Below are 23,546 nucleotides of genomic sequence, written 5' to 3'. Positions count from 1 at the left end.
GGCGAATTCGACGACTTCTTGGCCGCGGGAAATTTCGCCGAGGGCGTCGGAGAGGACTTTGCCGTGTTCGGCGGTGATGAGTTCGGCGAGTTCGCCCTTCTTCTTGTTCAACAGTTCGCGGAAGTTGAACAGAATCTGGGTGCGCTTGGCGAGGGAGGTGTCGCGCCAGGCGGGGAACGCTGCGGCGGCGGAGTCGACGACCGCGCGAGCCTCCTCGATGGTCGCCAGCGCCACCTGCCCGGTAACCTCACCGGTCGCCGGGTTGGTTACAGGGGCAGTGCGATTCGACGTGCCGGCGAACGGCCTTCCGTCGAGCCAATGTGCAATTACGTTGTCAATCATGTTGTTTCCCTACCGAGTTCGTCGTGTGTGAGGAGTAGGTGGAGACGTACTTGTTCATGGTGTCGAGCTGGTAGCGCGACACATCGCGAGCGTTCTCGTTTTCTGCGAACACGCTCGACACCATCACGGTGTCGCGGTCGTAGAAGCCGAGTTTGCCGAGACCCCCGAAGAACTGGTCCCAGTCGACGTCGCCGTCGCCGATCTTCAGGTGCTGATGGACACGCACCGCATTGCCCGGCGGGTTGGTGATGTAGCGAAGACCGTGCGAGCGATGGTGGTCCATGGTGTCGGCGACGTGCACCAGGCGAATCATGTCTCCCGCGGCTTCCATGATCGCGTCGAGGTTGCCACCCATATGGAACTGGTGGCAGGCCACGATGACCATACCGAGGTTCTTCGAGTTCACTCCTCGAATGGTGCGCACCGCCTGAAGCCCGTCCTCGACGAAGTCGTCGGGATGCGGGTCGATCAACACATCGATGCCTTCACGCTCGAAGATGGGCACGAGCTCCTCCATCGACCGGTAGAACGCACGCTCCGATTCTTCGGGCTTCTCAGGGCGGCCACTGAACTCGGTGTTCATCGTGTCGACGCCGAGGTCGACGGCGATCTGTACAGCACGCTTCCAATAGCGCACCGCTGCCTCGCGGGCGTCTTCGTCCGGTCCGGACCAACGCAGCACCGGCAGCACGGACGCGATACCCACCCCTACATCCGAGCATGCCTTCTTGAACTTCGCGACGAGATCGTCGTCGGCCTTGGGATGTCCGAAGAACGGAACCATGTCGACGTGCGGGGTCAGCTGAAGCCACTCGTAGCCGAGATCGGCCACGACTCGGGGCAATTCGAGCAGAGAATGACTGTGATGGAACGGAGTCGGGTCGAGCGCTGTTTTCACCGGGCTCACGCCCCCGCAATGGACGAGCGCGCCACCATCTCGACCGCGACCGGTGAACCGGACTCGAGCGATTTCACGCCGGCCTCGCATACTGCGGCAGCGGCGTAGCCGTCCCATGCGCCGGGACCGTCGACGTAGTTGCCCGTCTCCGCGCCGGCGAGCACAGCATCGACCCAACGCTGAATCTCGGAGTCGTATGCCTGCCCGAAACGCTCCTTGAACGACGGCGTGATGGTGCCACCCCAAGTTCCGGGGGCGGACTTGCGAACGAGGCCCACATCGAGACCGATCATGGCGCTCCCGCGCTCGGCAACGACCTCGGTGCGCACCTCGTAGGCGATACCCGTGGTGACGAATACTTCGGCATCCACGTGGCGTCCGGACTCGGTGGTGAAGATGGCGATCTGCGGATCTTTCAGACCCTCGGGCGCATGAGAATTCGCTGCGGGCGTGATGATCTGGACGGAGGTGATCTCTTCGTCGAGAAGGAACCGCGTGACATCGACCTCGTGCACGAGCGAATCCTTGACGATCATCGCGCTGTCGAAGTGCGGGGGCACGGCCGGGTTGCGGTGTGCGCAGTGGACGACGAGAGGCCGACCGATGTCGCCGGAACCGATCAACGACTTGAGCTGCTCGTACTCGGCATCGAACCGTCGCATGAATCCGACCTGGATGAGCTTCTTGCCGAGTTCGGCCTCGGCCTTCACAACAGCGAGTGACGTTTCGACGTCGGTGGTCAGCGGCTTCTCACACATGACGGGCTTGCCGTGTTCGAGGCACGCGAGCAGCTGCTTCTCGTGCGTCGGGCCGGGAGTAGCCAGCAGTACCGCGTCGACCTCGGGATCGGCGATGGCGTCGATCGGGTCGATGACCACGCGAGCGCCGGGAATGGAGGCGGCGAGTTCTTCGGCCTTCTCGGTGGAGTAATCGTTGATGACGGCGACGCGAGCACTGGCGATTTTGCTCGTGATGCGTGCGACGTGGTCGGCGCCCATCATCCCGACGCCGAGGACAGCGATGCGCAATTCTTTGGACATGGCGGGTGGTCTCCTGTCAGAGAGCAAGTCGGCTGGGTGTCAGCTGAACTGGACGGATGGAATGCCGCAGGAGCCCAGGTACTTACGGGTGCGCTGAGCGATCGGGAGCGGGGCGTCGACGGCGCAGGGATACATGTCCTGCTCGACGATGGCGAAGATGTCGGCGGTCAGGGTGCCTTCGTCGGCGAGCTTGTCGATGGTCGCAAGGAGCGACGGCATGTCCGGGATGCCGAGCGGCGGCTCCGTCATGGCACCGAGCTTGACGGCCTCGCCGAACGGGAGATCCTCGGCCGCGACCTTCGCACGCACCTCCTCGTTCACCTGTTTGAGGTGGAGGTAGCCGATGCGCTCGGGAGCCCGCTCGATGATGGCGATGTTGTCGCCGCCGCAGTAACTGATGTGGCCCGTGTCGAGGCAGAGGTTGACGAACTCGCTCGACGTACCGTCGAGGAAGCGGTAGACGTTCTCCTCGGTGTCGACGTGGCTGTCCGCGTGCGGGTGATACTGCGCCTTGACGCCGTACTGCTCGAACATGCGCTTGCCGAGTTCGTTCATTCCCTCGGTCTTCTTGCGCCACTGATCTGCGGTGAGATCGCGGTCCTCGAGCACAGCGCCCGTGGACGGATCGCGCCACATCTCGGGGATAACGACGACGTGCTTACCGCCTGCAGCGGCGGTCAGCTTGGCGACGTCCTCGATCTGCGTCCACACTGCGTCCCAGGCATCGTCTTGGTGCAGGTGCTCGAATACCGTGCCGGCCGAGAGCTTCAGGTTTCGGGAACCGAGCTCGCCGAGGAGCTTCTGCGGATCGGTGGGCAGGTAACCGTAGGGGCCTAGCTCGATCCACTCGTACCCCGATGCCGACACTTCGTCGAGGAAGCGCTCGTACGGAGTCTGCTGAGGGTCCTCGGGAAACCAGACTCCCCAGGAGTCCGGTGCCGATCCGACGCGAATGATGCTCATGGGTGCCGCCTTTCGAAGGCTTCTACGATTGGGTACCGCAAGGCGGAAAGCGGGGGTGTCAGCGTTCCGAGGGTCGGACGTACGGCCGCTGGATCTTCTTCCACTTCTCGTACGTGGCATAGGCGGTCTGCGTAGATTCGAGTGTCGATGTCGCACTGACGGGCACGTCCCACCAGGACTCGGAATCCGGTGCCGCGATGAGCGGATCGGTTTCGACGTGAATCACGGTGCTGGTGTCGCTTGCCTTGGCAGCTTTGACCGCATCGGTGAACTCGTTGCCGTTGTTCACCCGAATCACATCGACGCCGAGACTCGCCGCATTGGCCGCCAAGTCGACGGGCAGAATCCCGCCGTCGAGTCGACCCCCGTCACCGCGGTACCGGTAGCCCGTGCCGAACCGCTGCGAGCCGAGAGACTCCGACAGCGATCCGATGGACGCGAATCCGTGGTTCTGCACCAGGATCATGATGATCTTGACGCCTTCCTGCACGGCGGTGACGAGCTCGGTGGCCATCATCAGGTAGGAGCCGTCGCCGACCATGACGAAGACGTCGCGATCGGGTTCGGCCATCTTCGCGCCGATGCCGCCGGCTACCTCGTAGCCCATGCACGAGAAGCCGTACTCGACGTGATAGCCCTTCGAATCCCGCGTACGCCAGAGCTTGTGCAGATCACCTGGCATGGAACCGGCTGCGCAGACCACGACGTCGCGCGGATCCGACAGCGTATTGGCCAAACCGATGACCTGGTTCTGGTTCAGCGGCGCAGACGAGTCGTCGATGGAGTACACCGAGGACACCGTTTCGTCCCACGACTGTGCGAGTTCCCGGGTGCGCGAGCGGTATTCGGGCGCCACTTCGTAGTCATCGAGCGCGACGGTCAAGGCGTCCAACGCTTCACGTGCGTCGGCCACGACCGAGACACCGCCCTGCTTGACGGAGTCGATGGTCGCGAGGTTGATGTTGACGAACCTGACGTCGGGATTGGTGAATGCCGTTCGTGACGCAGTCGTGAAGTCGCTGTACCGCGTTCCGATTCCGATCACGACATCAGCTTCGGTGGCCAGCGCGTTCGCAGCGGTGGTGCCGGTGGAGCCCACCGCGCCCACCGACTGCGGGTGATCGTAGGGAAGCGAGCCCTTGCCGGCCTGGCTCTGCCCCACCGGGATTCCGGTCTGCTCGCAGAACGCTGCCAGGGCGTCGGTCGCGCCGGAATAGATGACGCCTCCGCCTGCCACTATCAGCGGTTTCTTCGCACTGCCGATGACCTCGACGGCACGAGCGAGCGCTGCCTTCTCGGGCAGGGGCCGACCTACGTGCCAGGTTCGTGGTGCGAACAAGGACACGGGCCAGTCGTGTGCCTCGGCCTGAACGTCCTGCGGGATGGCGACGGTGGCTGCGCCGGTCTCGACAGGGTCCGTGAGCACACGCATCGCACCCAGCAGAGCACCCGGAAGCTGCTCCGCACGCCATACACGATCGAAGTACCGTGAGAGCGGCTTGAAGGCGTCGTTGACGGTCACGTCGCCGCTGGACGGTAGTTCGAGCTCCTGAAGGACGGGAGCACTTGCGCGCGTGGCGAAGGTGTCCGCCGGTAACAACAGCACGGGCAGTCGGTTGATGGTCGCCAGCGCGGCGCCGGTCAGCATGTTCGTCGAACCGGGTCCGACGCTGGCCGTCACGGCCCACGCCTGCAGACGGTCCTTCTGTCGTGCGTACGCGACCGCACTGTGCACCATTGCCTGCTCGTTGCGGCCGAGGACGTAGGGAAGCTCGGGCTCCGTTCCTGCCTCGACGGCGTCGATCTCGGCCTGCAGGAGTGCCTGGCCGAGGCCTGCGACGTTGCCGTGGCCGAAGATGCCGAACGCGCCGGCGAAGAACTTGGTCCGAACCCCGTCACGCTCGACGAACTGGTTCGCCAGGAACTTCACGACTGCCTGGCTCACGGTGAGGTGGACAGTTCCCTCGGTGTTCTCGGTTTTTGTCGTCGAGATCGGCGCGGTGGACACCACGGTCATGCTCCTTCGGGTGCTGTGGTGGAAGGACTGTGAAGGGGTAGGCGTGGATCGACGGGTTGGTCGTCCCAGGCGCCGCGGATCCAGGTGTGCTCGGGATCGTCGACGATGTTCCAGGCTCGTTCCTTGCCCGGTCCGGCCATCACGTTGAGGTAGTACATGTGGTAGCCCGGTGCGGCGACGGACGGGCCGTGGTACCCGTGCGGCACCAGGACGACGTCCCCGGTCCGCACTTCTTCGAGCACCTCGATCGGGCGGGTCGGCGTGCCGTACACGCGGTGGTAGCCGAATCCCGCGCTGCTGTCGGGCCCCTCGGCTATCTCGAAGTAGTAGATCTCTTCAAGGGCAGACTCGTTCGCGGTGTTTTCGTCGTGTTTGTGGCCGGGGTACGACGACCAGTTGCCACCGGGGGTGATGACCTCACAGGCAATCAACGAGTCGGCCTCGAATGTGTCCGCGGTACCGAAGTTGTGCACCTGCCGGCTGCAGTTGCCTGCGCCGCGCAGTTCCACCGACACGTCGGCGGCGGGCACGTACCGGAAGGGCAGCGTCTTTTCGGCGCGGGCGCCGCATAGGGCGAATCGGCCGCCGTCGGTGCTCGAGACCGTGTATGACGAGTCTCGGCCGACATAGACGAAATCCGACGGCCCGTCGAACACGGATGCGCGTCCCTGGAGGTCGAACTTCGTGCCGTCACAGGTGACGGTGGCAGAACCGGACAGCGGAACGATCATGATCTCGTCGGCGCCCGAGGAGACGTCGACGGACCCACCGGCTGCCAAGGTCAGCGTCCACAGGCTCGATTCCGTCCAGCCGGCCGACTCCGGGGTGACCGCGACATCGAACCCGTCCTTGCCTGATCCTGCGGGAATGTAGTAATGGGAGTTCATCTTTCACCTCACCATGTTCACTGCGGTGCCGACGGCCTTCTCCACGTCGCCGTCCGGCGGGTAGAGCAGCGTGCGCCCGACGATCAGGCCACGCACTGCGGGGATCTCGAGGGCCTTGGCCCAGCTCGCGTAGGTCTCTTCGGGAGCGATCTGCGGATCGCCGCCGAGCAGAAGAGTGGGGAGCGTCGTGGCGTCCATGACACGCTCCATCTCGTCGACGACCGGGAGTTTCATCCAGGTGTAGGCCGACGTGGAGCCGAGGCCCTGGGTGATGTGGATCGACTTGATGACAGCGTCGGCGCTGAGATCGTTCTTGACCTTGCCGTCGACGCGGCTGGAGAGGAACGGCTCGACCATGGCGATGAGGTGTTCGGCGGCGAGTTCGTCGATCGCCTGAGCGCAGGCGGTCATCGTGGCCAGCGTGCCCGGGTCGTCGAGCGCGATGCGGGTGAGCATCTTGGCGCCGTTCATGCGGGCCTTCGCGGTCGATGCCGCGGTGGCGCCGGTCATTCTGTCGTCGAGCTCGAACGATGCGCCGGCCAGCCCTCCGCGGTTCATCGACGAGAACACCACTTTGTCGTCGAGAGCACCGAGCAGCACCAGGTCGTCGAGAATCTCGGCTGTGGCGAGGACACCGTCGACACCGGGGTTCGACAACGCGGTGCGCAGCCGATCGAGCAGTTCGGTACGGCTGTTCATGGCTGTGGGATTCGACCCGACCGAGAGTGCGCCGCGAGCCGGGTGGTCGGCCGCGACGATCATCAACCGGCCGTTGCCGCGAATGGTTTCGCGGGTGACGCGCGTGGCCCAGGCACGTTCGATTGCCTGCGGATCGCTCGCACGCAGGGCGGTCACCTCCGCGTACGTCGACGCCGCAGCAGGAGTCAGGGTGGTCTCAGACATTCACGGCCTCGTTATCGGAATCTACGGTGGCGGATTGTTCGGCGAGCGCGGCGACTTCGTCGGCGGTCGGCATGGCGGTGGAACATTCGAGACGCGAGGCCACGATGGCGCCGGCCGCATTGCCGTAACGCAGGATCTTCTCGAGCGGCCACCCGGCCAGAAGCCCGTGGCACAGTGAACCGCCGAAGCTGTCGCCTGCACCGAGTCCGTTGACGACGTCGACGAAGTTCGGTGGCACCGTCACGCTTTCGGACCGCGTCTTGCCCATGACGCCCTTGGGGCCCATCTTGACGATGGCGAGTTCGACACCGAGGTCGAGGAGGGCGTCGGCAGCTCTGTGCGGGTCCGTCTCGCCGACGGCAACCTCGCACTCCTCTTTGTTGCCGACGGCGACGGTGACGTGCTGCAGCGCTAGCTGCACCTGTTCGGTTGCGGCGACCTTCGACTCCCAGAACATGGGGCGGTAGTCCAGATCGAGCACCGTCAACGGCGTCCGACCGCGCGCTTCCCAGGCAGCGAAATGCGCGCTGCGGCTTGGCTCTTCGGAAAGACCGGTGACCGTTGACCAGTAGAGGCGCGCGCTTCGGACGGCGTCGACGTCGATGTTTTCCGGCCTGATCTGAAGATCCGGCGCCGACGGCTTGCGGTAGAAGTACAGCGGGAAGTCGTCCGGAGGGAAGATCTCACAGAACGTCACCGGTGTCGCGTATCGGCTGTCGGTCACGACGAAGTGGTTGTCGACGCCCAGTCGGGCGAGTTCGGCCGACACGTACCGCCCGAAGGGGTCGTCGCCGACACCCGAGATCAGTGCCGACTTCTCGCCGAGTCGAGCCGCGGCGACGGTGACGTTGGCAGCGCTTCCGCCCAGGAACTTGCCGAATGTCTCGACGTCTTCCAGACCGACACCGGTCTGCAGGGGATAGATGTCGACGCCACTGCGTCCGATGGCGAGTACGTCGAAAGCAAGGGGCTCCGCATGATTCGTGGCCGCAGTGTTCGCGCTCTTCGCAGCGGTCCCGGCATTCGCAGCGGTCCCGGTATTCGCAGCGCTCCCGGTATTCGCAGTGGTCAAGACTTACTCCCGGATTCTCGTGGGACGGATGCAGGACGCACGGCTCGCGGTACCTGTTGCTTACGATGTCCACTGTGCGTCAGTTCACACCTCTATGTCAATAATTTGTCCTGACATTCATACTTCGTGTCAAACCGTACGATGCAACGCATGGCGTCCACCGTGTCCACCCCCTTGGCAATCGCCCTGGATCGAACCAGCCCGATGCCTCTTTACTCCCAGCTGTCACAGGCGATCGAAAGTGCCATGCTCAGCGGCACCCTCGCCCCCGGCGACCGCTTCGAGAACGAAATGGCGTTGGCGAGCAGGCTCAATCTCTCCCGCCCGACAACACGTCGGGCTATTCACGGAACTCGTCGACAAGGGGCTGCTCGTGCGCAAGCGCGGCGTCGGCACCCAAGTCGTGCAGAGCCCGGTCCACCGCCCGGTGAAACTGACGAGCCTGTTCGACGATCTCGCACGCGCGGGCAGGAACCCCACGACCAAGCTCTTGGATTACCAGTTCGGCGCGCCCAGCGAGGAGATTTCGCGCGAGCTGTTCTCCAACGGATCCGACATCGTCACCATCCGTCGGCTTCGCAGCGCGAACGACGAACCGTTGGACCTGATGACCAACTATCTGCCGCTCGACATCGCACCCGAACCCGACGAGCTCGAGGGACACGGTCTGTACGCGTCGCTGCGCATCAGAGGCGTTCATATTCGGCTGGCGCGCCAGCGCATCGGCGGACGGGCAGCAGACCGCGAGGAGGCCGCCGCCAGATCGGCATAAGCTTCCCGTCGTGAACCGGTCCGCATCCCGACGGGTGCGAAATGGACGTTCTAATGTCTGTACAAAGTGTTGACTTTTCAGTGTGACGGGTATTACATCGTCCTAGGCGCGTGAGCCAGACCCTCCTCTGTTCGAGGGTCGACTGGTCCTCCGAGAGGGAATTGAAATGATTGTTCGCAAGTCCGGAGCTCTCGTCATGGGCGCGGTCGTCGTAGCGTCGCTGGCAGCATGTTCGAGCAGCGGCGGGGCGCCGGAAAGCTCCGACGGCGGATCGAATGCGGGTACCGCCGATACACCGAAGGCAACGATCGCGATGATCACCCACGAAGTTCCCGGCGATACGTTCTGGGACCTCATCCGCAAGGGCGCCGAAGCAGCCGCAGCCAAGGACAACATCGAGCTGCGCTACTCGGCCGACCCGGAGGCTCCGAACCAGGCCAACCTCGTCCAGAGCGCCATCGACTCCGACGTCGACGGAATCGCCGTCACCTTGGCGAAGCCCGACGCGATGGCCCCGGCCGTCGAGGCAGCCACCGCAGCGGGCATCCCCGTAGTCGCCTTCAACTCCGGCTACGACTCCTGGAAGGCCCAGGGAGTGCAGCAGTACTTCGGCCAGGACGAAACCATCGCCGGACGCGCCGCAGGAGAACGACTCACGAGTGACGGCGCCAAGAAGACACTCTGCATCATCCAGGAGCAGGGCCAGGTCGCGCTCGAATCACGGTGTGCAGGTGTCACACAGGGTTTCACCGGCGGCAGTACCGAAATTCTGAACGTCAACAGCAAGGACATGCCGTCGGTCGAGGCGACGATCACCGCCAAGCTGCAGCAGGACCCGGCGATCGATCACATCGTCGCTCTCGGCGCACCCATCGCTCTCACCGCGGTCCAATCCAAGGCCAACGCGGGCAGCGATGCCACCATCGTCACCTTCGACACCAACTCGGCCCTCGTCGACGCCATCAAGTCCGGTGACGTCGCGTGGGCCATCGACCAGCAGCCGTACCTGCAGGGCTACCTGGCCATCGACTCACTGTGGCTCTACCTCAACAACGGCAACACCATCGGTGGCGGCACCCCCGTGCTCACCGGCCCCGCGTTCATCGATTCGACCAATATCGACGCCATCGCCGAGTACGCCCAGAACGGAACTCGCTAGGACTGCGGGCGTCCCGGCTACCCCCACACCCCCCACAGCCGGGACGCGCGCCCGCCTTGCACGGAAGGATTTTCATGAGTACACAGGCCGATCTGGATCTGTCGAAACGCACCGTTGTCACCGATGAACGCGTCAAGAAGCAGAAACCGTTGCAACGGCTGCTGATTCGTCCCGAGATCGGGGCCCTGTTCGGCGCGATCGTAATCTTCGTCTTCTTCTGTATCGTCGCGCCACCCTTCCGTTCCCCCGAAGCTCTCGCCACCGTCCTCTACGCGTCCTCGACGATCGGCATCATGGCCATCGGCGTCTCGCTGCTGATGATCGGCGGCGAGTTCGACCTCTCCACCGGCGTCGCGGTCACCTTCTCCTCCATCATGGCCTCGATGATCGCCTACAACCTCCACCTCAACGTCTGGCTCGGATCCGCGTTGGCATTGGTCTTGGCGTTGTCGGTCGGATTCTTCAACGGCTACATGGTGATGCGCACCAAGATTCCCTCGTTCCTTATCACCCTCGCCACCTTCCTGATGCTCACCGGCATCAACCTCGCCGTCACCAAGCTGGTCACGGGACAGGTAGCAACGCAGTCGATTTCCGACATGGACGGCTTCGACTCGGCGAAGAAGGTGTTCGCGTCCTCCTTCACCATCGGCGGGGTATCCATCCGAATCACCGTCGTGTGGTGGCTGCTCTTCACCGCCATCTCCACCTACGTACTGATGAAAACCCGCATCGGCAACTGGATCTTCGCCGTCGGCGGTAACCAGGAATCCGCCCGCGCCATCGGCGTCCCGGTCACCAAGGTCAAAATCGGACTGTTCATGTTCGTCGGATTCTGCGCCTGGTTCGTCGGCATGCACCTGCTCTTTGCTTTCAACACCGTTCAATCCGGCCAAGGCGTCGGCAACGAGTTCCTCTACATCATTGCCGCAGTCATCGGCGGCACCCTGCTCACCGGTGGTTACGGCACCACCATCGGAGCAGCTATCGGTGCCTTCATCTTCGGCATGGCCAACCAGGGCATCGTCTACGCCGGATGGAACCCCGACTGGTTCAAGTTCTTCCTCGGCGCGATGCTGCTGTTCGCGGTCATCGCCAACACCAGCTTCCGCAACTACGCCGCGAAAAGGTGACCCATGACCACCCACGCACAAGCACCCGCCGGACCCACCGAACCCACAGCCGGCGGTGACAAGACCCCGCTCATCGAACTGAAAAACGTCGGAAAGTCCTACGGCAACATCATCGCCCTCTCCGGGATCAACCTCCGGGTCGGCGCCGGTGAGGTCACCGGCGTCCTCGGCGACAACGGCGCCGGCAAATCCACCCTCATCAAGATCATGGCCGGCCTGCACCAGCAGACCGAAGGCGAATTGCTCGTCGACGGTGCCCCGACGAAGTTCGATTCACCCAAGGACGCACTCGGCAAAGGCATTGCGACGGTTTACCAGGACCTTGCCGTGGTCTCGCTGATGCCGGTGTGGCGCAACTTCTTCCTCGGCCAGGAGCTACGCAAGGGCCGAATCCTCAAATCACTCGACGCCAGTGCGATGCGCGCGACCACCATCGAAGAACTCCACAAGATGGGCATCGACCTCCCCGACGTCGATGCACCCATCGGATCCCTCTCCGGCGGCCAACGCCAATGCGTCGCCATCGCCCGCGCCATCTTCTTCGGCGCACGCGTACTGATTCTCGACGAACCCACTGCAGCACTCGGCGTCAAGCAGTCCGGCATGGTGCTGCGCTACATTTCCGCAGCCAAAGAAAAGGGCTTCGGCGTCGTGTTCATCACCCACAACCCGCACCACGCCTACATGGTCGGCGACCACTTCGTCCTCCTCAACCGAGGGCGCCAAAAACTCGACTGCTCGTACGACGAGATCAGCCTCGACGACCTCACCAAGGAAATGGCCGGCGGCGACGAACTCGAAACACTCACTCACGAACTTGGCCGCTGATCGGCCGGCATCTTCAGGCCCCGGTGGGCCCGAAACCGGGCCGCGGTCTCGGTGGACATGAAGCCGAGATGGTAGTCGCGATGCGGGTTCTGCGCTGCTCCACCGGGATTGACGACGTTCACCGCGGTTTTCGCGAAGTGGTCACCTCCGACGACACCCAATGCATGTTGCTGCTCGATGATGCCCTCGAACAGGGCTGTGGCTTCTGCAATCGCGTGTTCGGCGGTGAACGCCTTCTCGAACACGCAGATGCCGGGACCGCACCTCGGCGTCACCGGCCTGCCGCGTCAATTCTTCGGAGTCGTAGACCACTACGTTGTCGATGACGCGAGCGGCGTAGGGATAGTGCGCAAGCACCGTCTCCTTCGACACCAGCGCGACGAAATCGTCCATGCTGCAATCGGATGGGCTCAGTCGGTCGGTGCGGAAGCTGTGCCGAAGGTTGATGTGTGAGGGGTCGAGGGTCACTATTCGAATGTGCCAAGCATGCTGCCGCGGCACAACCCCGAATCTTGCTGCGATCTCAGTTCGATTGGCTGGGCTCGGCCGTGGATCCTCTGACTTGCAGCGTCGGTGGCATCAACACGAGCGATCCGACTGCCGAGGGATCTGCGATGCGCCGCACCAGCGCCTCGCCGGCCCGGCGCCCTACCTCGGCACTGGCGTTGTCCACGCTGGTCAGCCAGACATGGCGTAGCTGGGCGATGGAGGTGTCGTCGTACCCCACGATCGAGACATCGTCCGGCACCCGAACCCCCAGGTCCTGGCACGCCGTCATTGCGCCGACAGCGACGATGTCGTTCACCGCGTACAGCGCTGTGGGCCGTGGCGAAGGCGAACCCAACAGCGTCATCGCGGCGCGGCGGCCCTCGTCCTCGGTCATGTCCGACTGCTCGATTCGGATGTACTTGCCGAGCCCGTGGGCGACCATCGCGTCGCGGTAACTCTGCGCGCGGATGTCCGCTACAGCACCGATACCCCGGATGTGTGCGACCGACGTGTGTCCGAGCCCGACCAGGTGGTCGACGGCAAGCCTGCTGCCCAGTTCGTCGTCGTTCGAGACCACGTCCACGCTGGGCGGAACGAGGTCACGACTTGCGACGACGACCGTGGGCATCAGCGCTGCTGCCTCGGCGACGGCTGCCGTCGGGGCCCGAGTTCCGATCAGAACTATTCCGTCGAGACCGAGCTCGACAAAGCTGTTGACGAGGGACTCGTCCGAACTGCGGTCGAGCCTGCCGTCCGCGAGGTACATCTTGAGGCAATGCCGGCGAAGGACGTCGTTCATGCCTTCGAGGCAGTCGACGAACCAAGGGTTGCGAAGGTCGTTGAGTAGTACTCCGACGACGTTGGTGCGACGTCGGGACAGGCTGCGCGCACTGTGGTTCGGGCGATATCCGAGTTGGCGGATTGCATTCTCGACGGCAGCGCGTTTGTCCGCGCTGACCGAGCTGGACCCGCTCAGCACAAGGGAGACAAGCGACTTGGATACGCCGGCGTGCGCTGCCACACTGCGGATTGTCGGTGGCCGGCTGGAATCTGCCATCGTCTCCAGGCTCCTCCCCGCTGACTGGTGTGCATCAGACGCTAGCAGCCGCACCTATTGTGTCACCCCGCTCGATCCATCCCGCTCGATCCATCCCGCCAGATCCATAGCCCAGTCCACAACCGCCGACCCACACGCATTGACAGGTGTGTTGCGCGTGCGTCAGACTCGACGTATTGGACCGGTCCAAACCTACCGGTAATCCGCGATTACGAGGAGCCCCCGTGCATTCGACACAGTCGATTCGCGTTGGTGTTGCCGGCTTCGGCTGGATGGGTCGCGTGCACACGCAGGCGTATGCACGACTGCGCCAACACTATCCGGAGCTCGCGTTGCACCCGGTTCTCGCTGCGGTGGCCGACGAGGTGCCCGGGAGAGCAGAGGAAGCTGCGGAGCAATTCGGGTTTCTGTCGTCGACCACGGACTGGCGCGATATCGAAGCGGATCCATCGATAGGCGCCGTGTCGATCACAGCCCCCAACTTCCTTCACCGGGCCATCGGAACCGCAATGGTGAGAGCGGGCAAACACATCTGGATCGAGAAGCCCGTCGGCCTGTCCGCCGACGATGCTCGCGCAGTCGCGCTCGCCGCGGACAAGGCGGGAGTGCAGACAGCCGTCGGCTTCAATTACCGCAATGCTCCCGCGGTCGAGGAAGCCAAGGCCCTCATCGAATCCGGCGAGCTCGGATCGATCACCCACGCGAGATTCCGCTTCTTCAGTGACTACGCAGCACACCCCGACGGGGCATTGAGCTGGCGCTTCGAACGCGCCCGAGGAGGCAATGGCGTGCTCGGCGACCTTGCGTCACACGGCGCGGACCTCCTGTACTTTCTGCTCGGCGATATCGAATCGTTGGTAGCCGACACGGCGATCTTCGTACCGGAGCGAGCGAAGCCGTCCGGCGCCACCAGCGGTCACGTCCGCGCAACCGGTGGCGAACTCGGACCGGTGGAGAACGAAGATTTCGTGAGCAGTCAGATCCGGCTCGCGTCCGGAGCACGAGCCACCCTCGAAGCCAGCCGGGTGGCCGTCGGTGACCAGAACGCCTACGGTTTCGAGATCCACGGCACCAAAGGCGCCCTGGCGTGGGACTTCCGGCGGCTCGGTGAACTTGCGGTGAGCGTCGGCGACAGATATCAAGACCAGCCCGTGTCGACGATGTTCGTCGGTCCGCGGCACGGCGAATACGGTGCTTTTCAACCCGGATCGGCCTCTGCAATGGGGTACGACGACTTGAAAGTCATCGAAGCCAAGCGCTTCCTGCAGTCGATTGCCGAAGGAAAGCCGCACGGCGCGACGGTGTGGGATGCCGTCCGTAGCGCCGGCGTTCTCGATGCAATGACCGAATCGGTGGCGTCGGGACGCTGGGTCAGCCCCAGCGTCTGATCAAGCCCAGCGCCTGATCACTCGAAGGCACGCTCGAAGGCATCGAGGGCGGCGTCCGGATCGCCGGACGCCCAGCCTTCCAGGCCGACAACTCCGCGGTACCCGATGCGTCGAAGCGCAGCGGCGATCGCGAGGTAGTTGATTTCGCCTGTCCCGGGCTCACATCGCCCGGGCACGTCGGCGACCTGAATTTCTCCGATGAACGGAAGTGATTGCTCCAGTGCGGATATGAGATTTCCTTCGCCGATCTGAGCGTGGTAGAGGTCAAGGTTCATTCTCAGGTACGGGCTGTCGACGGCACGCACCAGAGCGAGAGTGTCGGCTGCCGGCGCGAAGGGCGTGCCCGGGTGGTCGACTGCAAGATTGAGATTCTCCAAGGTGAACACCCGACCGGCGGTCTCGCCGAGTTCTGCGATCTGCCGGAGTGTGTCTGCGGCAGTGAGCCACATCGTCGGAGTCACCACTTCGACCGGACGCACCGGTAGACCGTCGCCGTCGAGTCCGGTGCCGTGCAGGTTCAAGCGTGGACAGTCGAGTGCCGCGGCCACGTCCAGGGACTCGCGTGCTGTCTCGAGCAGTCGGGCGATCCCGTCGGGTTCGGTGAGGTTGCCCTCGAGGTAGCCGGTCATCGACGAGAAGACGGCTCCGGAGGCGGCGAGCGCGTCGACGTCCTTGGTCGCCCAGTTCCAGATCTCCACCTGGAAACCGCGCGCGGCGAGACGCTTCACGCGGTCGAGGAACGGGAGGTCGACGAAGAGCATTTCGGCGCTCGCCGCGAGGGTGTAGTCGGTCATATCAGCTTTCGTTCATCGTCGCGCCCGCCGGAGAGTGCAGCTCACACGCTACTAGTACGTTCTAGTTGCACTACAGTAAGACTGCGCTGCAGCTCGGTCAACCACATAGACGTCGGACGAACGAAAGGCGGCAGAGTGACGAACAGGCCTCGCCCCACGATGACCGACGTAGCACGCCTCGCGGGCGTCTCCCCCGCGCTCGTGTCGATCGTCATGCGCGGAGTGCCCGGCGCGAGTGAGGCGACGCGCACCCGGATCAAGGCCACCGCCGACAGCATCGGATACGTTCCCGACCGCCGGGCACAGAAGCTACGACAAACAACCTCTCGACTGCTGGGCGTCATGTTCGATCTGCAACAACCGTTTCACGGCGACCTCGTCGAGCACATCTACGCGGCAGCGGACACAGCCGGCTACGACGTCATGCTCAGCGCCGCTGCACCGAGTCGCGCCGAAGACGCGGCTCTGCGATCACTGACGAGGGAACGGTGCGAGGCCGCCATCCTCCTCGGACCGATCTCGGATGCCGGTTCCTTTGCCGCACTGGGCAATTACGTTCCTACCGTGACGGTGATGCGCAGCAGCGGGGCCGATGGCGTCGGCTCGGTGCGCAGCGACGATGTCGCCGGGGTCGGGCTCGCCGTCGATCATTTGATCGAGCTGGGTCACCGGCGGATACTGCACATCGACGGCGGACGGGCTCCGGGCGCGGAGGATCGTCGCAGCGGATTTTTTGGCGCCATGGATCGGCACGGTGCAGCTCACTCGGCCGTCGTCGTAGCGGGGGGACCGACGGAAACCGACGGCGCCGACGCCACCGAGCGCGCGCTGCGTCACGAATCCTTCACCGCAATCGTTGCTTTCAACGATCGGGGTGCCATGGGCGCACTCGACCACCTTCGTCGCGCGAATATATCTGTTCCACAGACGGTTGCGGTCACCGGTTACGACGACTCGCGCCTGGCCGACCTCGCCCACGTGCAGTTGACGTCGATCTCTCAGAATGCAGCGGCACTGGCGAAAGCTGCCGTGGACGGCGCACTCTCCCAGGTCGCCGGCGAGGAGCCCCGCGATACAGTATTGGCGCCCAGGTTGGTTCGTCGATCGACGACGTGACCTCACTACCCGGCACTGATACCGCCCCGGCACTTGATGCACCGCCGAAAGTCACCCCGGGTTACCGCGGCCTGCATCCTGCGGCCCGGCTCGTGGCAGTTCCAGCGCTGCCACGGCGGTCCTGGGAACGAGGCCCGTGAAGAACAGTGCAGCAATGGCCAGTAAGGCAGCCACGGCGAATGCGACGCGCAGCGCTTCCAATCGGGAACGAGCGTTCAGGTCCACGATCTCTTCGGCGGCGGCCTCCGCGACGTCGGCGTCGTTCAAGGCGGTCTCGAGCTGGGTGTCCGAGATGAACGGAACCCCACCGGCCAACTGCGTCGACGCCTGCTCTTTCACTACTGCGGGAACATCGGGATTCGCTTGGATTCCGGTCAGGATCGACGTACTCAAGGTGGCGATGAGAACCGACCCGATCAACGCGGTGCCCAGCGAGGCACCGAGATTAGTGGCGGTGTTCTGAAGTCCGCCGACTTCGGCGCTCTGGTTGTCCGGCACCGCCGACACCGTGATCGCTCCGAGCTGAGAGGCCAAGGCGCCGAGCCCGAGCCCCATGAACAGCATCGGAATTGCCACCACGCCGGCGTTCGCGGACGGTTCCATTCCTGCCACCAGAATCAGAATGCCGACGATCATGGACATCAGCCCGAGGCGCACAACTCGGCGGGGATTGGCGCGCGGCCAGAGCTTCGGTATACCCGCTGCTGCCACGAGCAGGGCGACAGAGAGCGGGATGAGCCGGATTCCGGTGTCGAGCGCGTTGAGTTCGAGCACGACCGACAGGAACAGGGGCACGGTGAAGAACACTCCGGCCTGAACAGTGAACTGGGCGAGGAACATCGTGAGGCCGCCCGCGAGTTGCCTGTTGCGCAGCAGGCGCGGGTCGATCAGCGGCTCCCCACCGCTGTCGGCCAGATGGCTTTGCCAGCGCAGGAACACGTACAGCAGGATCGATCCGGCGATCAGCAGGGAGATCACCGGCGACAGTCCTAGTACCTGCGGCGATCCCGGTTCGGCCTGCACCCAGCCCCACTCGCTCGACCGCAGCACCCCGAAAACGATCATGCCCAGGCTCGCCACCGACAGCGCCGAACCAACGAGGTCCAGGCGGACCTTCGCCGGTGGCACGTCGTTCATTCGACGCAGCACGAGCAGAATCGCCACGACCAACACCACTTCGCCGACGAAAACGTATCGCCAGGATGCGAAGGTCGTGACGGCACCGCCGATGAGAGGTCCCGCGGCGACCGCCATCGCGCCGGCCGCGGCCACCAAGCCGTAGGCCGCCGCCCGCTTTTCGGCCGGAAAGTTTGCCGCCACCAACGCCACGATGGCCGGCATGATCAACGCAGCGCCCATGCCTTCGAGCAGCGACCATCCGATCAGCAGGATGGGTAGATTGGGTGCGAGTGCGGTGATGAAAGACCCAGCGCCGTAAATGATCAGTCCGATGGCGAAGGCCCGACGACGGCCGATGATGGTTCCGATCTTGCCTCCGGTGATCATCAGCGTGGCCATCACCAACGTGTACAGCGTGATTGCGGTCTGGATCCCCGTGATCGTCGTATTCAGGTCATCGGCCACCGTTGCCATCGACACGTTCATCACCGAACTGTCGAGAGTCATCAGGAACTGGCTCGAGGCCAGGACGGTGAGCACGAGCGTGGATCCCGCCCTGGCATCCGGGGGCGAACCCGTGGTTGCGGAAGTCACCGGCGTCGCCCGCCTCTCTCGATTCTGTCTCTCAGCTGTCGGGCCAGCCCTGCTCGGAATCTATGTCGCCAACTTCGACGGCCCTGGCCAATTGGGCATGGTCTGCGGTGTTCTGATCTGCGTATGCACCGGCGAACAACACCATCGCTTCCTCGACCTTGTCGCTGCGGCCCAGGTAGTCGGCGATTGCAGCAGCGTCCCCGCTACGGGCGTGTGCGCGAGCCAGCACGTGACCGCAGGCAGCGGCGAACTCGGCGATCTGCGGTGCCACCCCCTCCCCTTTGGGAATGACCTTGCCGTCTCGGAACTGGCGGACGTAAAAGTCCATGTCCGAGAACGATGTCCAGCCGACGAAGATATCGGTGGCGCTCTGAATCATGTGCTGCCCCTGCACCACTCGGGCCCCATGGTTCGAATACTTGCTCGCCCCGAGGAACTGCTCGTACACCGACGGCCCGGCCTGTTTGATCTGCAGAAACAACGGGTCCGCGCTGCGACGCTCCTCGAGCAGAGTCAAAAACACCCGCATTCCCACACTGCCGACCCCGACGACCTGCCGAACTGCGTCCATCGCGTCGTAGCGCGCCAGCAAATTCTTCAGGTGGTCCGGGACCGACTCGTAGTACCTCCCCATCACCTCGCGCAGAACCTCTGCGGCGTCCTCGCCCAATCTGTGAGTGCGGTAAGGCGGATCCTCGGTGATCTTCCGACGACCGTCGACTTCGGTGGTGAGTTTGGCGGACACCCCTCGACTGGTCCGCTTCTTCACCTTCCCCTCTATCACCGCATCGAGATCGGCCTCGGTGTGCTTCTTCGCATAGTGGAGCAATCCGTCCACGTCGATGCGGTCGTACCAAACGTCGATCTGCGGCATCGTCGAGTACTCGCCGATGTGTTTGCGGTAGCTCCGGTATCCCGCTCGCACCGCTTTGCTTCCCAATGCCTCCGGCACGTTGTTGTCGCGGGCCAGCACGATCAGACTCGTCAGGAAGCGTTTGAGGTCCCACTCGAACGGGCCCGGCAAGGTCTCGTCGAAGTCGCGAAGGTCGAAGATGAGATTGCGTTCGGGTGAAGTCCACAGCCCGTAGTTCAAGACGTGCGCGTCACCGCACATCTGGACCATGATGCCCGTGTGCGGAGTCGACGCGAGGTCGTGGGCCATCACTGCCGCCGCGCCCCGGTAGTACGTCCAGGGAGAATGACTCATCCTGCCGTGCCGAATCGGCAGCAGGTCGGGTGCACGGATATCGCTCTGCGCCAAAATGGTCGCCAACGCATCATGCCCGCGGTTGCCGGGGTCCCAGGTTCCGAGTTCGCGACGCGGAACGGACGCACGTGAACGACGCCCCCGCGGCGGCTGCACGGGAACGGCAGGATCTGATGTCGGAGTACTTAGTGTCGGAGTACTTGCTGTCGCGTCGTCCCGCAAGAGTGTCATCGCTCCCAGCTCCTCCGCTGATGGCTCGTGAGTGACCAGCACCGGCGATGAGTGTGCGCGGTCCATGCGACGGGAGTTCTCATCCTTTTCGGATGAACCGCCGCCCGGGTATACGGTTTCAAAGCTGTTGTATGCCGATCACGTTCAGCATCTGCAACTTCCCGTAGCTTTCACTGCCGGGCGTTGCCGTGTAAACCATCAGCGAGTGGGCCTGACCTGGGTCGATCAACCGCTGGCAGTTCAGCTCGAGCGTGCCCACCTTGGGGTGTACGAAGTGCTTTACCTCGTGCGGGCGGATACCGATCTCATGGTCGTCCCACACCCGACGGAACTCCTCGCTGCTGCTCAGGAGGAGGTCGCAGAGTTGGGCAGCTCGGGATTTCGGGCCGCGGAGGGTGACGAACTCACGCAGTCCTGACGCGTACATCCGAGTCATGAACGTGTGTTCCTCTGGTGCGTAGAGTGCACGCGCGGCCGGGTCGGTGAACCATCGGTAGCCGCTGCTGCGGGAAGGCCCGGTGAACCGGGTGGTATCGCCGGTGAGGGCGACACCCAAGGCGGTCTGCCGCAGAGTTTCACCGATCTCTGTGACGATCTCCGCGGGTGTGTCCACCAGCCGGTCCAGGATGCGCAACATACCTGGGCTGATGTGTTCGCTCGCCGTTCCCCGTGCTGGTGGGTTGTGCCCGGCAAGGCGGAACAGATGGTCGCGTTCGTCGACCGACAGGTGCAGTCCCTGGGCGATCGACGCCAACATCTGCTGCGACGGTTGCGGGCCTCGCTCGCGCTCGAGTCGGGAGTAGTAGTCGGTGGACATGTTGCACAACGACGCCACCTCCTCGCGTCGTAGCCCACTGGTCCGTCGCCGCTGACCGCGCGGCAATCCGACGTCCTCGGGTTGTAGTGATTCACGCCTGTTGCGAAGAAATCCCGCAAGTCCGGTCCGATCGATCACCCTGACTCCCTTTTGTTTCGGTGTGCCGCGCTGTTCTTACCGGGTTCGTCCCGCCGGGTCTGTTCTGCCGGGTTTGCCCTACCGGGTTGTTCTTACCTGGTTGTGACCGAAGTAGTCAGGGCTTGCCGATCCCCCTCTGCGCCCGTCGGTGAGCGGTGACCTGGCAAGCCTGTGATCGTCCGGCCCTGGATAGACCTGCGCCGGGAGCACAGGGTTGAGGTCGCGGCCACGGCGAGTTTACCGACAGCCGCTGAATCAGCCGCACTTTCTACCCCAACACTTTCGACCCCAGCACTTTCGACCCCGCACGTTCGAGCACAGGAGCACACCATGGCACGCACACGCACACGCATCGACATCACCATTCCCGACCTGTCCGGCAAACGCGCCGTCGTCACCGGCGCCAGCGACGGGATGGGTATGGGCATAGCTGCCCGACTCGCAGCCGCTGGGGCCGAGGTGATCATGCCCGTCCGTAACACGCACAAGGGGGACGCGGCGATCGACCGGATTTTGCAACAGGCCCCCGGTACGAACGTGTCGCTGCGCACGCTCGACCTGTCCTCGCTCGATTCGATATCGGCACTGGGAACGACGTTGCGCGAAGAAGGGCGGCCCATTCACCTGTTGATCAACAATGCGGGCGTCATGAGGCCACCGAGCCGTCAGACGACCGTAGACGGATTCGAGGTGCAGTTCGGCACCAACTACCTCGGCCACTTCGCCCTGGTGGCCCACCTTCTCCCGTTACTGCGTACCGGTGGTGCCCGAGTGACCTCGCAGATCAGTATCGCTGCCCGCCGCGGCGACATCAATTGGGCCGACCTGAACTGGGAGAGAAACTACGACGGAATGCGGGCATACAGTCAGTCGAAAATCGCACTCGGACTATTCGGCCTGGAGCTCGATCGACGAAGCAGGGCAGGTGGCTGGGGCATCACGAGCAACCTCTCCCACCCGGGTGTGGCTCCCACCAGCCTTCTCGCTGCACGCCCGGAAATCGGTCGAAGCAAGGATGTTCCGCAATACCGTCTGGTCCGCGCTCTGTCTGCACGCGGCATTCTGGCGGGCACCGTCGAAACAGCCAAGTTTCCCGCGCTGATGGCCGCGACCGATCCCCACGCCGAAGTCGGAATTCTCTACGGCCCCAACGGGTTCGGCAACCTCAGTGGCAGCCCGGCCAAGCACGACCTGTATCCCCCACTGCGCAGTAGCGACGACGCCAGACGCATCTGGGAAGTGTCCGAGGAACTGTCCCGGACCCCGTTCGTGACGGTCTGACCACATCCGCGGGTAATCGATCGCAAGGGGCTGCCGCTGCTTGTACAGCCTGCGAACTGCAGGGCTCAACGCTGCGGCAGACCGCGCGCCAGAAGACCAAGAGCCCGGCAGTCGTCACCGGAAGACCGCGCGCACCGACAGACTTTTCTGCTCACACCGCGGCGTTGAGGAGTAAGTTCTTGGAGGGCATCGTCTGCGGCGTCACCGTCGAACGCGAAGGTGCGGCGTTGTAACCCGACACTGGAGGACGCATGGCCCGCGATTCTTCGACCAAGTACTTCTACCGAAACGGCGCGGGCAACGTCGCCCTGATCGCGGGCATCATCGCTCTGGTTTGTGCATTCGTACCGTTCGTCGGTGACTTCGTCGCTGTTCCGGCTGGTGTCGTTGCCGTCATGTGTGGGTGGGTCGGCGTCGGGTACGTCGACGACGGCACTGCGAGCAACGGCCGTGAAGCGGTGTTCGGCGCAATCATGGGTGGTGCTGCGTTGTTCTTCGTGTTTCTGGTCTTCGCCGCAAGTTACATGTGACCAGCGATACGCACCCGAACCCGATAAAGTGCCCTGCGGATAGATCTTTCGAGCCGAGGGGGCACCACTTGAAAACAACTCGAATCGTCGCCGAACTGTGTGCGGTAGCAACTGTCGTTGCATCGGCTGCACTTTTTCCCGCGGCAGTGGCCACGGCCGCGCCCTGTTCCGACATCGACATCTCCTTCGCCCGCGGAACGGGCGAGTTCCCCGGCGTGGGCATCACGGGAGGGCCGTTCGCCAGCAGCCTCGCCTCACAGCTCCCGGGCCGGTCGGTCAGTACCTACGCCGTGAACTACGCAGCAAGTTTCGGGCAGACGAGTGCCGGACCCGGTTCCCGAGACCTCGTCGCGCATGTCACGTCCGTGGCAGCGGCGTGCCCCGACACCGAATTCGTTCTCGGCGGATACTCGCAAGGCGCAACCGTGGTCTCCAATGCGCTGGGGTTGCGCACCGCCAGCAGCGCCACCGGCGCCGTACTTCCCGAGGGCGTCGCGCGTCGAGTCAAGGCAGTTGTCGTCTTCGGCAACCCACTCGGGCTCACCCGCCAAACGATCGAACGATCCAGCAGCACTTACGGTTCGCGCGCCAAAAGCTTCTGCAATTTCGGTGATCCCGTGTGCCAGCTCGGAGGGTTCAACACCTTCGCGCACCTGACCTACGCCACGAACGGAAGCACCACCCAGGGGGCAACGTTCGCGGCAGCGGCCGTCGGCGCGTAAACACTCGGGTCAGTTCGCAAACCCGACAGTCGTGCGGTCGGCACCACCG

Annotated in this window: 22 protein-coding genes and 1 pseudogene; 9 read left to right on the top strand and 14 right to left on the bottom strand. The window is 63.9% G+C overall.

What is annotated here, in order from left to right:
* The 8 genes from WBQ44_RS21990 to iolC all read right to left on the bottom strand — a co-directional run.
* Nucleotides 1–342, bottom strand: a 342-nt coding sequence (locus WBQ44_RS21990) for an aldehyde dehydrogenase family protein (protein ID WP_495568784.1), incomplete at its 3' end; no start/stop codon positions are given.
* The gene (locus WBQ44_RS21985; RefSeq protein WP_495568785.1) at nt 335–1,240 is read right to left on the bottom strand and encodes a sugar phosphate isomerase/epimerase family protein; all 906 of its coding nucleotides are present in this window, start codon (nt 1,238–1,240) and stop codon (nt 335–337) included. The genes WBQ44_RS21985 and WBQ44_RS21990, both read right to left, overlap by 8 nt.
* 5 nt (nt 1,241–1,245) lie before the next feature.
* Nucleotides 1,246–2,280, bottom strand: coding sequence for a Gfo/Idh/MocA family protein (locus WBQ44_RS21980; protein ID WP_495568783.1), 1,035 nt, complete (start codon nt 2,278–2,280; stop codon nt 1,246–1,248).
* 39 nt (nt 2,281–2,319) lie between these two features.
* On the bottom strand, nt 2,320–3,243 hold the full coding sequence (locus WBQ44_RS21975; protein WP_495568782.1) for a sugar phosphate isomerase/epimerase family protein: 924 nt from the start codon (nt 3,241–3,243) through the stop codon (nt 2,320–2,322).
* A 58-nt stretch (nt 3,244–3,301) separates the two neighbouring features.
* On the bottom strand, nt 3,302–5,260 hold the full coding sequence (gene iolD / locus WBQ44_RS21970) for a 3D-(3,5/4)-trihydroxycyclohexane-1,2-dione acylhydrolase (decyclizing) (protein WP_495568781.1): 1,959 nt from the start codon (nt 5,258–5,260) through the stop codon (nt 3,302–3,304).
* On the bottom strand, nt 5,257–6,147 hold the full coding sequence (iolB, locus tag WBQ44_RS21965; RefSeq protein ID WP_495568780.1) for a 5-deoxy-glucuronate isomerase: 891 nt from the start codon (nt 6,145–6,147) through the stop codon (nt 5,257–5,259). The genes iolD and iolB overlap by 4 nt, the downstream gene beginning before the upstream one ends.
* Before the next feature lie 3 nt (nt 6,148–6,150).
* The gene (locus WBQ44_RS21960; protein WP_495568779.1) at nt 6,151–7,050 is read right to left on the bottom strand and encodes a Cgl0159 family (beta/alpha)8-fold protein; all 900 of its coding nucleotides are present in this window, start codon (nt 7,048–7,050) and stop codon (nt 6,151–6,153) included.
* On the bottom strand, nt 7,043–8,122 hold the full coding sequence (gene iolC / locus WBQ44_RS21955) for a 5-dehydro-2-deoxygluconokinase (RefSeq protein WP_495568778.1): 1,080 nt from the start codon (nt 8,120–8,122) through the stop codon (nt 7,043–7,045). Before iolC ends, WBQ44_RS21960 begins: the two co-directional genes overlap by 8 nt.
* Before the next feature lie 150 nt (nt 8,123–8,272).
* Between iolC and WBQ44_RS21950 the strand changes: the two are divergent.
* The 4 genes and pseudogenes from WBQ44_RS21950 to WBQ44_RS21935 form a co-directional block, all read left to right on the top strand.
* Nucleotides 8,273–8,879 (top strand): annotated as a pseudogene (locus WBQ44_RS21950) (GntR family transcriptional regulator); the annotation flags it as partial.
* A 181-nt stretch (nt 8,880–9,060) separates the two neighbouring features.
* Nucleotides 9,061–10,053, top strand: a complete 993-nt coding sequence (locus WBQ44_RS21945; RefSeq protein WP_495568777.1) for a substrate-binding domain-containing protein — start codon at nt 9,061–9,063, stop codon at nt 10,051–10,053.
* Between the two features lie 74 nt (nt 10,054–10,127).
* Nucleotides 10,128–11,186, top strand: coding sequence for an ABC transporter permease (locus tag WBQ44_RS21940; RefSeq protein WP_495568776.1), 1,059 nt, complete (start codon nt 10,128–10,130; stop codon nt 11,184–11,186).
* Nucleotides 11,187–11,189: 3 nt separating this feature from the next.
* On the top strand, nt 11,190–12,014 hold the full coding sequence (locus tag WBQ44_RS21935) for an ATP-binding cassette domain-containing protein (RefSeq protein ID WP_495568775.1): 825 nt from the start codon (nt 11,190–11,192) through the stop codon (nt 12,012–12,014).
* On the opposite strand, the gene WBQ44_RS21930 is transcribed toward WBQ44_RS21935, so the two are convergent.
* Both WBQ44_RS21930 and WBQ44_RS21925 read right to left on the bottom strand, forming a co-directional pair.
* Nucleotides 11,996–12,259 (bottom strand): hypothetical protein, encoded by a 264-nt coding sequence (locus WBQ44_RS21930; RefSeq protein ID WP_495568774.1) that lies wholly within the window; start codon nt 12,257–12,259, stop codon nt 11,996–11,998. The two genes, WBQ44_RS21935 and WBQ44_RS21930, sit on opposite strands and share 19 nt — an antisense overlap.
* 278 nt (nt 12,260–12,537) lie before the next feature.
* Entirely contained in the window at nt 12,538–13,560 is a 1,023-nt protein-coding gene (locus WBQ44_RS21925; RefSeq protein WP_495568773.1) for a LacI family DNA-binding transcriptional regulator, read from the bottom strand.
* Nucleotides 13,561–13,784: 224 nt separating this feature from the next.
* On the opposite strand from WBQ44_RS21925, the gene WBQ44_RS21920 reads away from it, so the two are divergent.
* The gene (locus tag WBQ44_RS21920) at nt 13,785–14,948 is read left to right on the top strand and encodes a Gfo/Idh/MocA family protein (RefSeq protein ID WP_495568772.1); all 1,164 of its coding nucleotides are present in this window, start codon (nt 13,785–13,787) and stop codon (nt 14,946–14,948) included.
* A gap of 17 nt (nt 14,949–14,965) precedes the next feature.
* Here the strand turns inward: WBQ44_RS21920 and WBQ44_RS21915 are convergent, their stop codons facing one another.
* Complete coding sequence (locus tag WBQ44_RS21915) at nt 14,966–15,742, bottom strand: TIM barrel protein (protein ID WP_495568771.1); 777 nt, start codon at nt 15,740–15,742, stop codon at nt 14,966–14,968.
* 159 nt (nt 15,743–15,901) lie between these two features.
* Between WBQ44_RS21915 and WBQ44_RS21910 the strand changes: the two genes are divergently transcribed.
* The gene (locus WBQ44_RS21910) at nt 15,902–16,858 is read left to right on the top strand and encodes a LacI family DNA-binding transcriptional regulator (RefSeq protein WP_495568770.1); all 957 of its coding nucleotides are present in this window, start codon (nt 15,902–15,904) and stop codon (nt 16,856–16,858) included.
* Nucleotides 16,859–16,909: 51 nt separating this feature from the next.
* Here WBQ44_RS21910 and WBQ44_RS21905 read toward each other — a convergent pair whose 3' ends face one another.
* The 3 genes from WBQ44_RS21905 to WBQ44_RS21895 all read right to left on the bottom strand — a co-directional run bounded on the left by WBQ44_RS21905 (nt 16,910) and on the right by WBQ44_RS21895 (nt 20,964).
* Complete coding sequence (locus WBQ44_RS21905; protein WP_495568769.1) at nt 16,910–18,571, bottom strand: MFS transporter; 1,662 nt, start codon at nt 18,569–18,571, stop codon at nt 16,910–16,912.
* A 31-nt stretch (nt 18,572–18,602) separates the two neighbouring features.
* Nucleotides 18,603–20,009, bottom strand: coding sequence for a DUF2252 domain-containing protein (locus WBQ44_RS21900; RefSeq protein WP_495568768.1), 1,407 nt, complete (start codon nt 20,007–20,009; stop codon nt 18,603–18,605).
* 118 nt (nt 20,010–20,127) lie between these two features.
* Nucleotides 20,128–20,964: a helix-turn-helix transcriptional regulator gene (locus tag WBQ44_RS21895; protein WP_495568767.1), complete on the bottom strand. Its 837-nt coding sequence runs from the start codon at nt 20,962–20,964 to the stop codon at nt 20,128–20,130.
* Nucleotides 20,965–21,294: 330 nt separating this feature from the next.
* Between WBQ44_RS21895 and WBQ44_RS21890 the strand changes: the two genes are divergently transcribed.
* The 3 genes from WBQ44_RS21890 (at nt 21,295) to WBQ44_RS21880 (ending at nt 23,497) form a co-directional block, all read left to right on the top strand.
* The gene (locus WBQ44_RS21890) at nt 21,295–22,245 is read left to right on the top strand and encodes an SDR family oxidoreductase (RefSeq protein WP_495568766.1); all 951 of its coding nucleotides are present in this window, start codon (nt 21,295–21,297) and stop codon (nt 22,243–22,245) included.
* Between the two features lie 251 nt (nt 22,246–22,496).
* A complete protein-coding gene (locus WBQ44_RS21885; RefSeq protein ID WP_495568765.1) occupies nt 22,497–22,775 on the top strand; it encodes a hypothetical protein in 279 nt (92 codons plus the stop codon).
* 68 nt (nt 22,776–22,843) lie between these two features.
* Nucleotides 22,844–23,497: a cutinase family protein gene (locus tag WBQ44_RS21880; RefSeq protein WP_495568764.1), complete on the top strand. Its 654-nt coding sequence runs from the start codon at nt 22,844–22,846 to the stop codon at nt 23,495–23,497.
* The last annotated feature ends 49 nt before the right edge of the window (nt 23,498–23,546 follow it).

Origin of the sequence: Rhodococcus sp. (in: high G+C Gram-positive bacteria) (genome assembly GCF_049591685.1) — a bacterium.
Taxonomy (GTDB): Bacteria; Actinomycetota; Actinomycetes; order Mycobacteriales; family Mycobacteriaceae; genus Rhodococcoides.
Note: the sequence above shows the minus strand (reverse complement) of the source record. Positions and strands in the feature narration are given on the sequence as shown.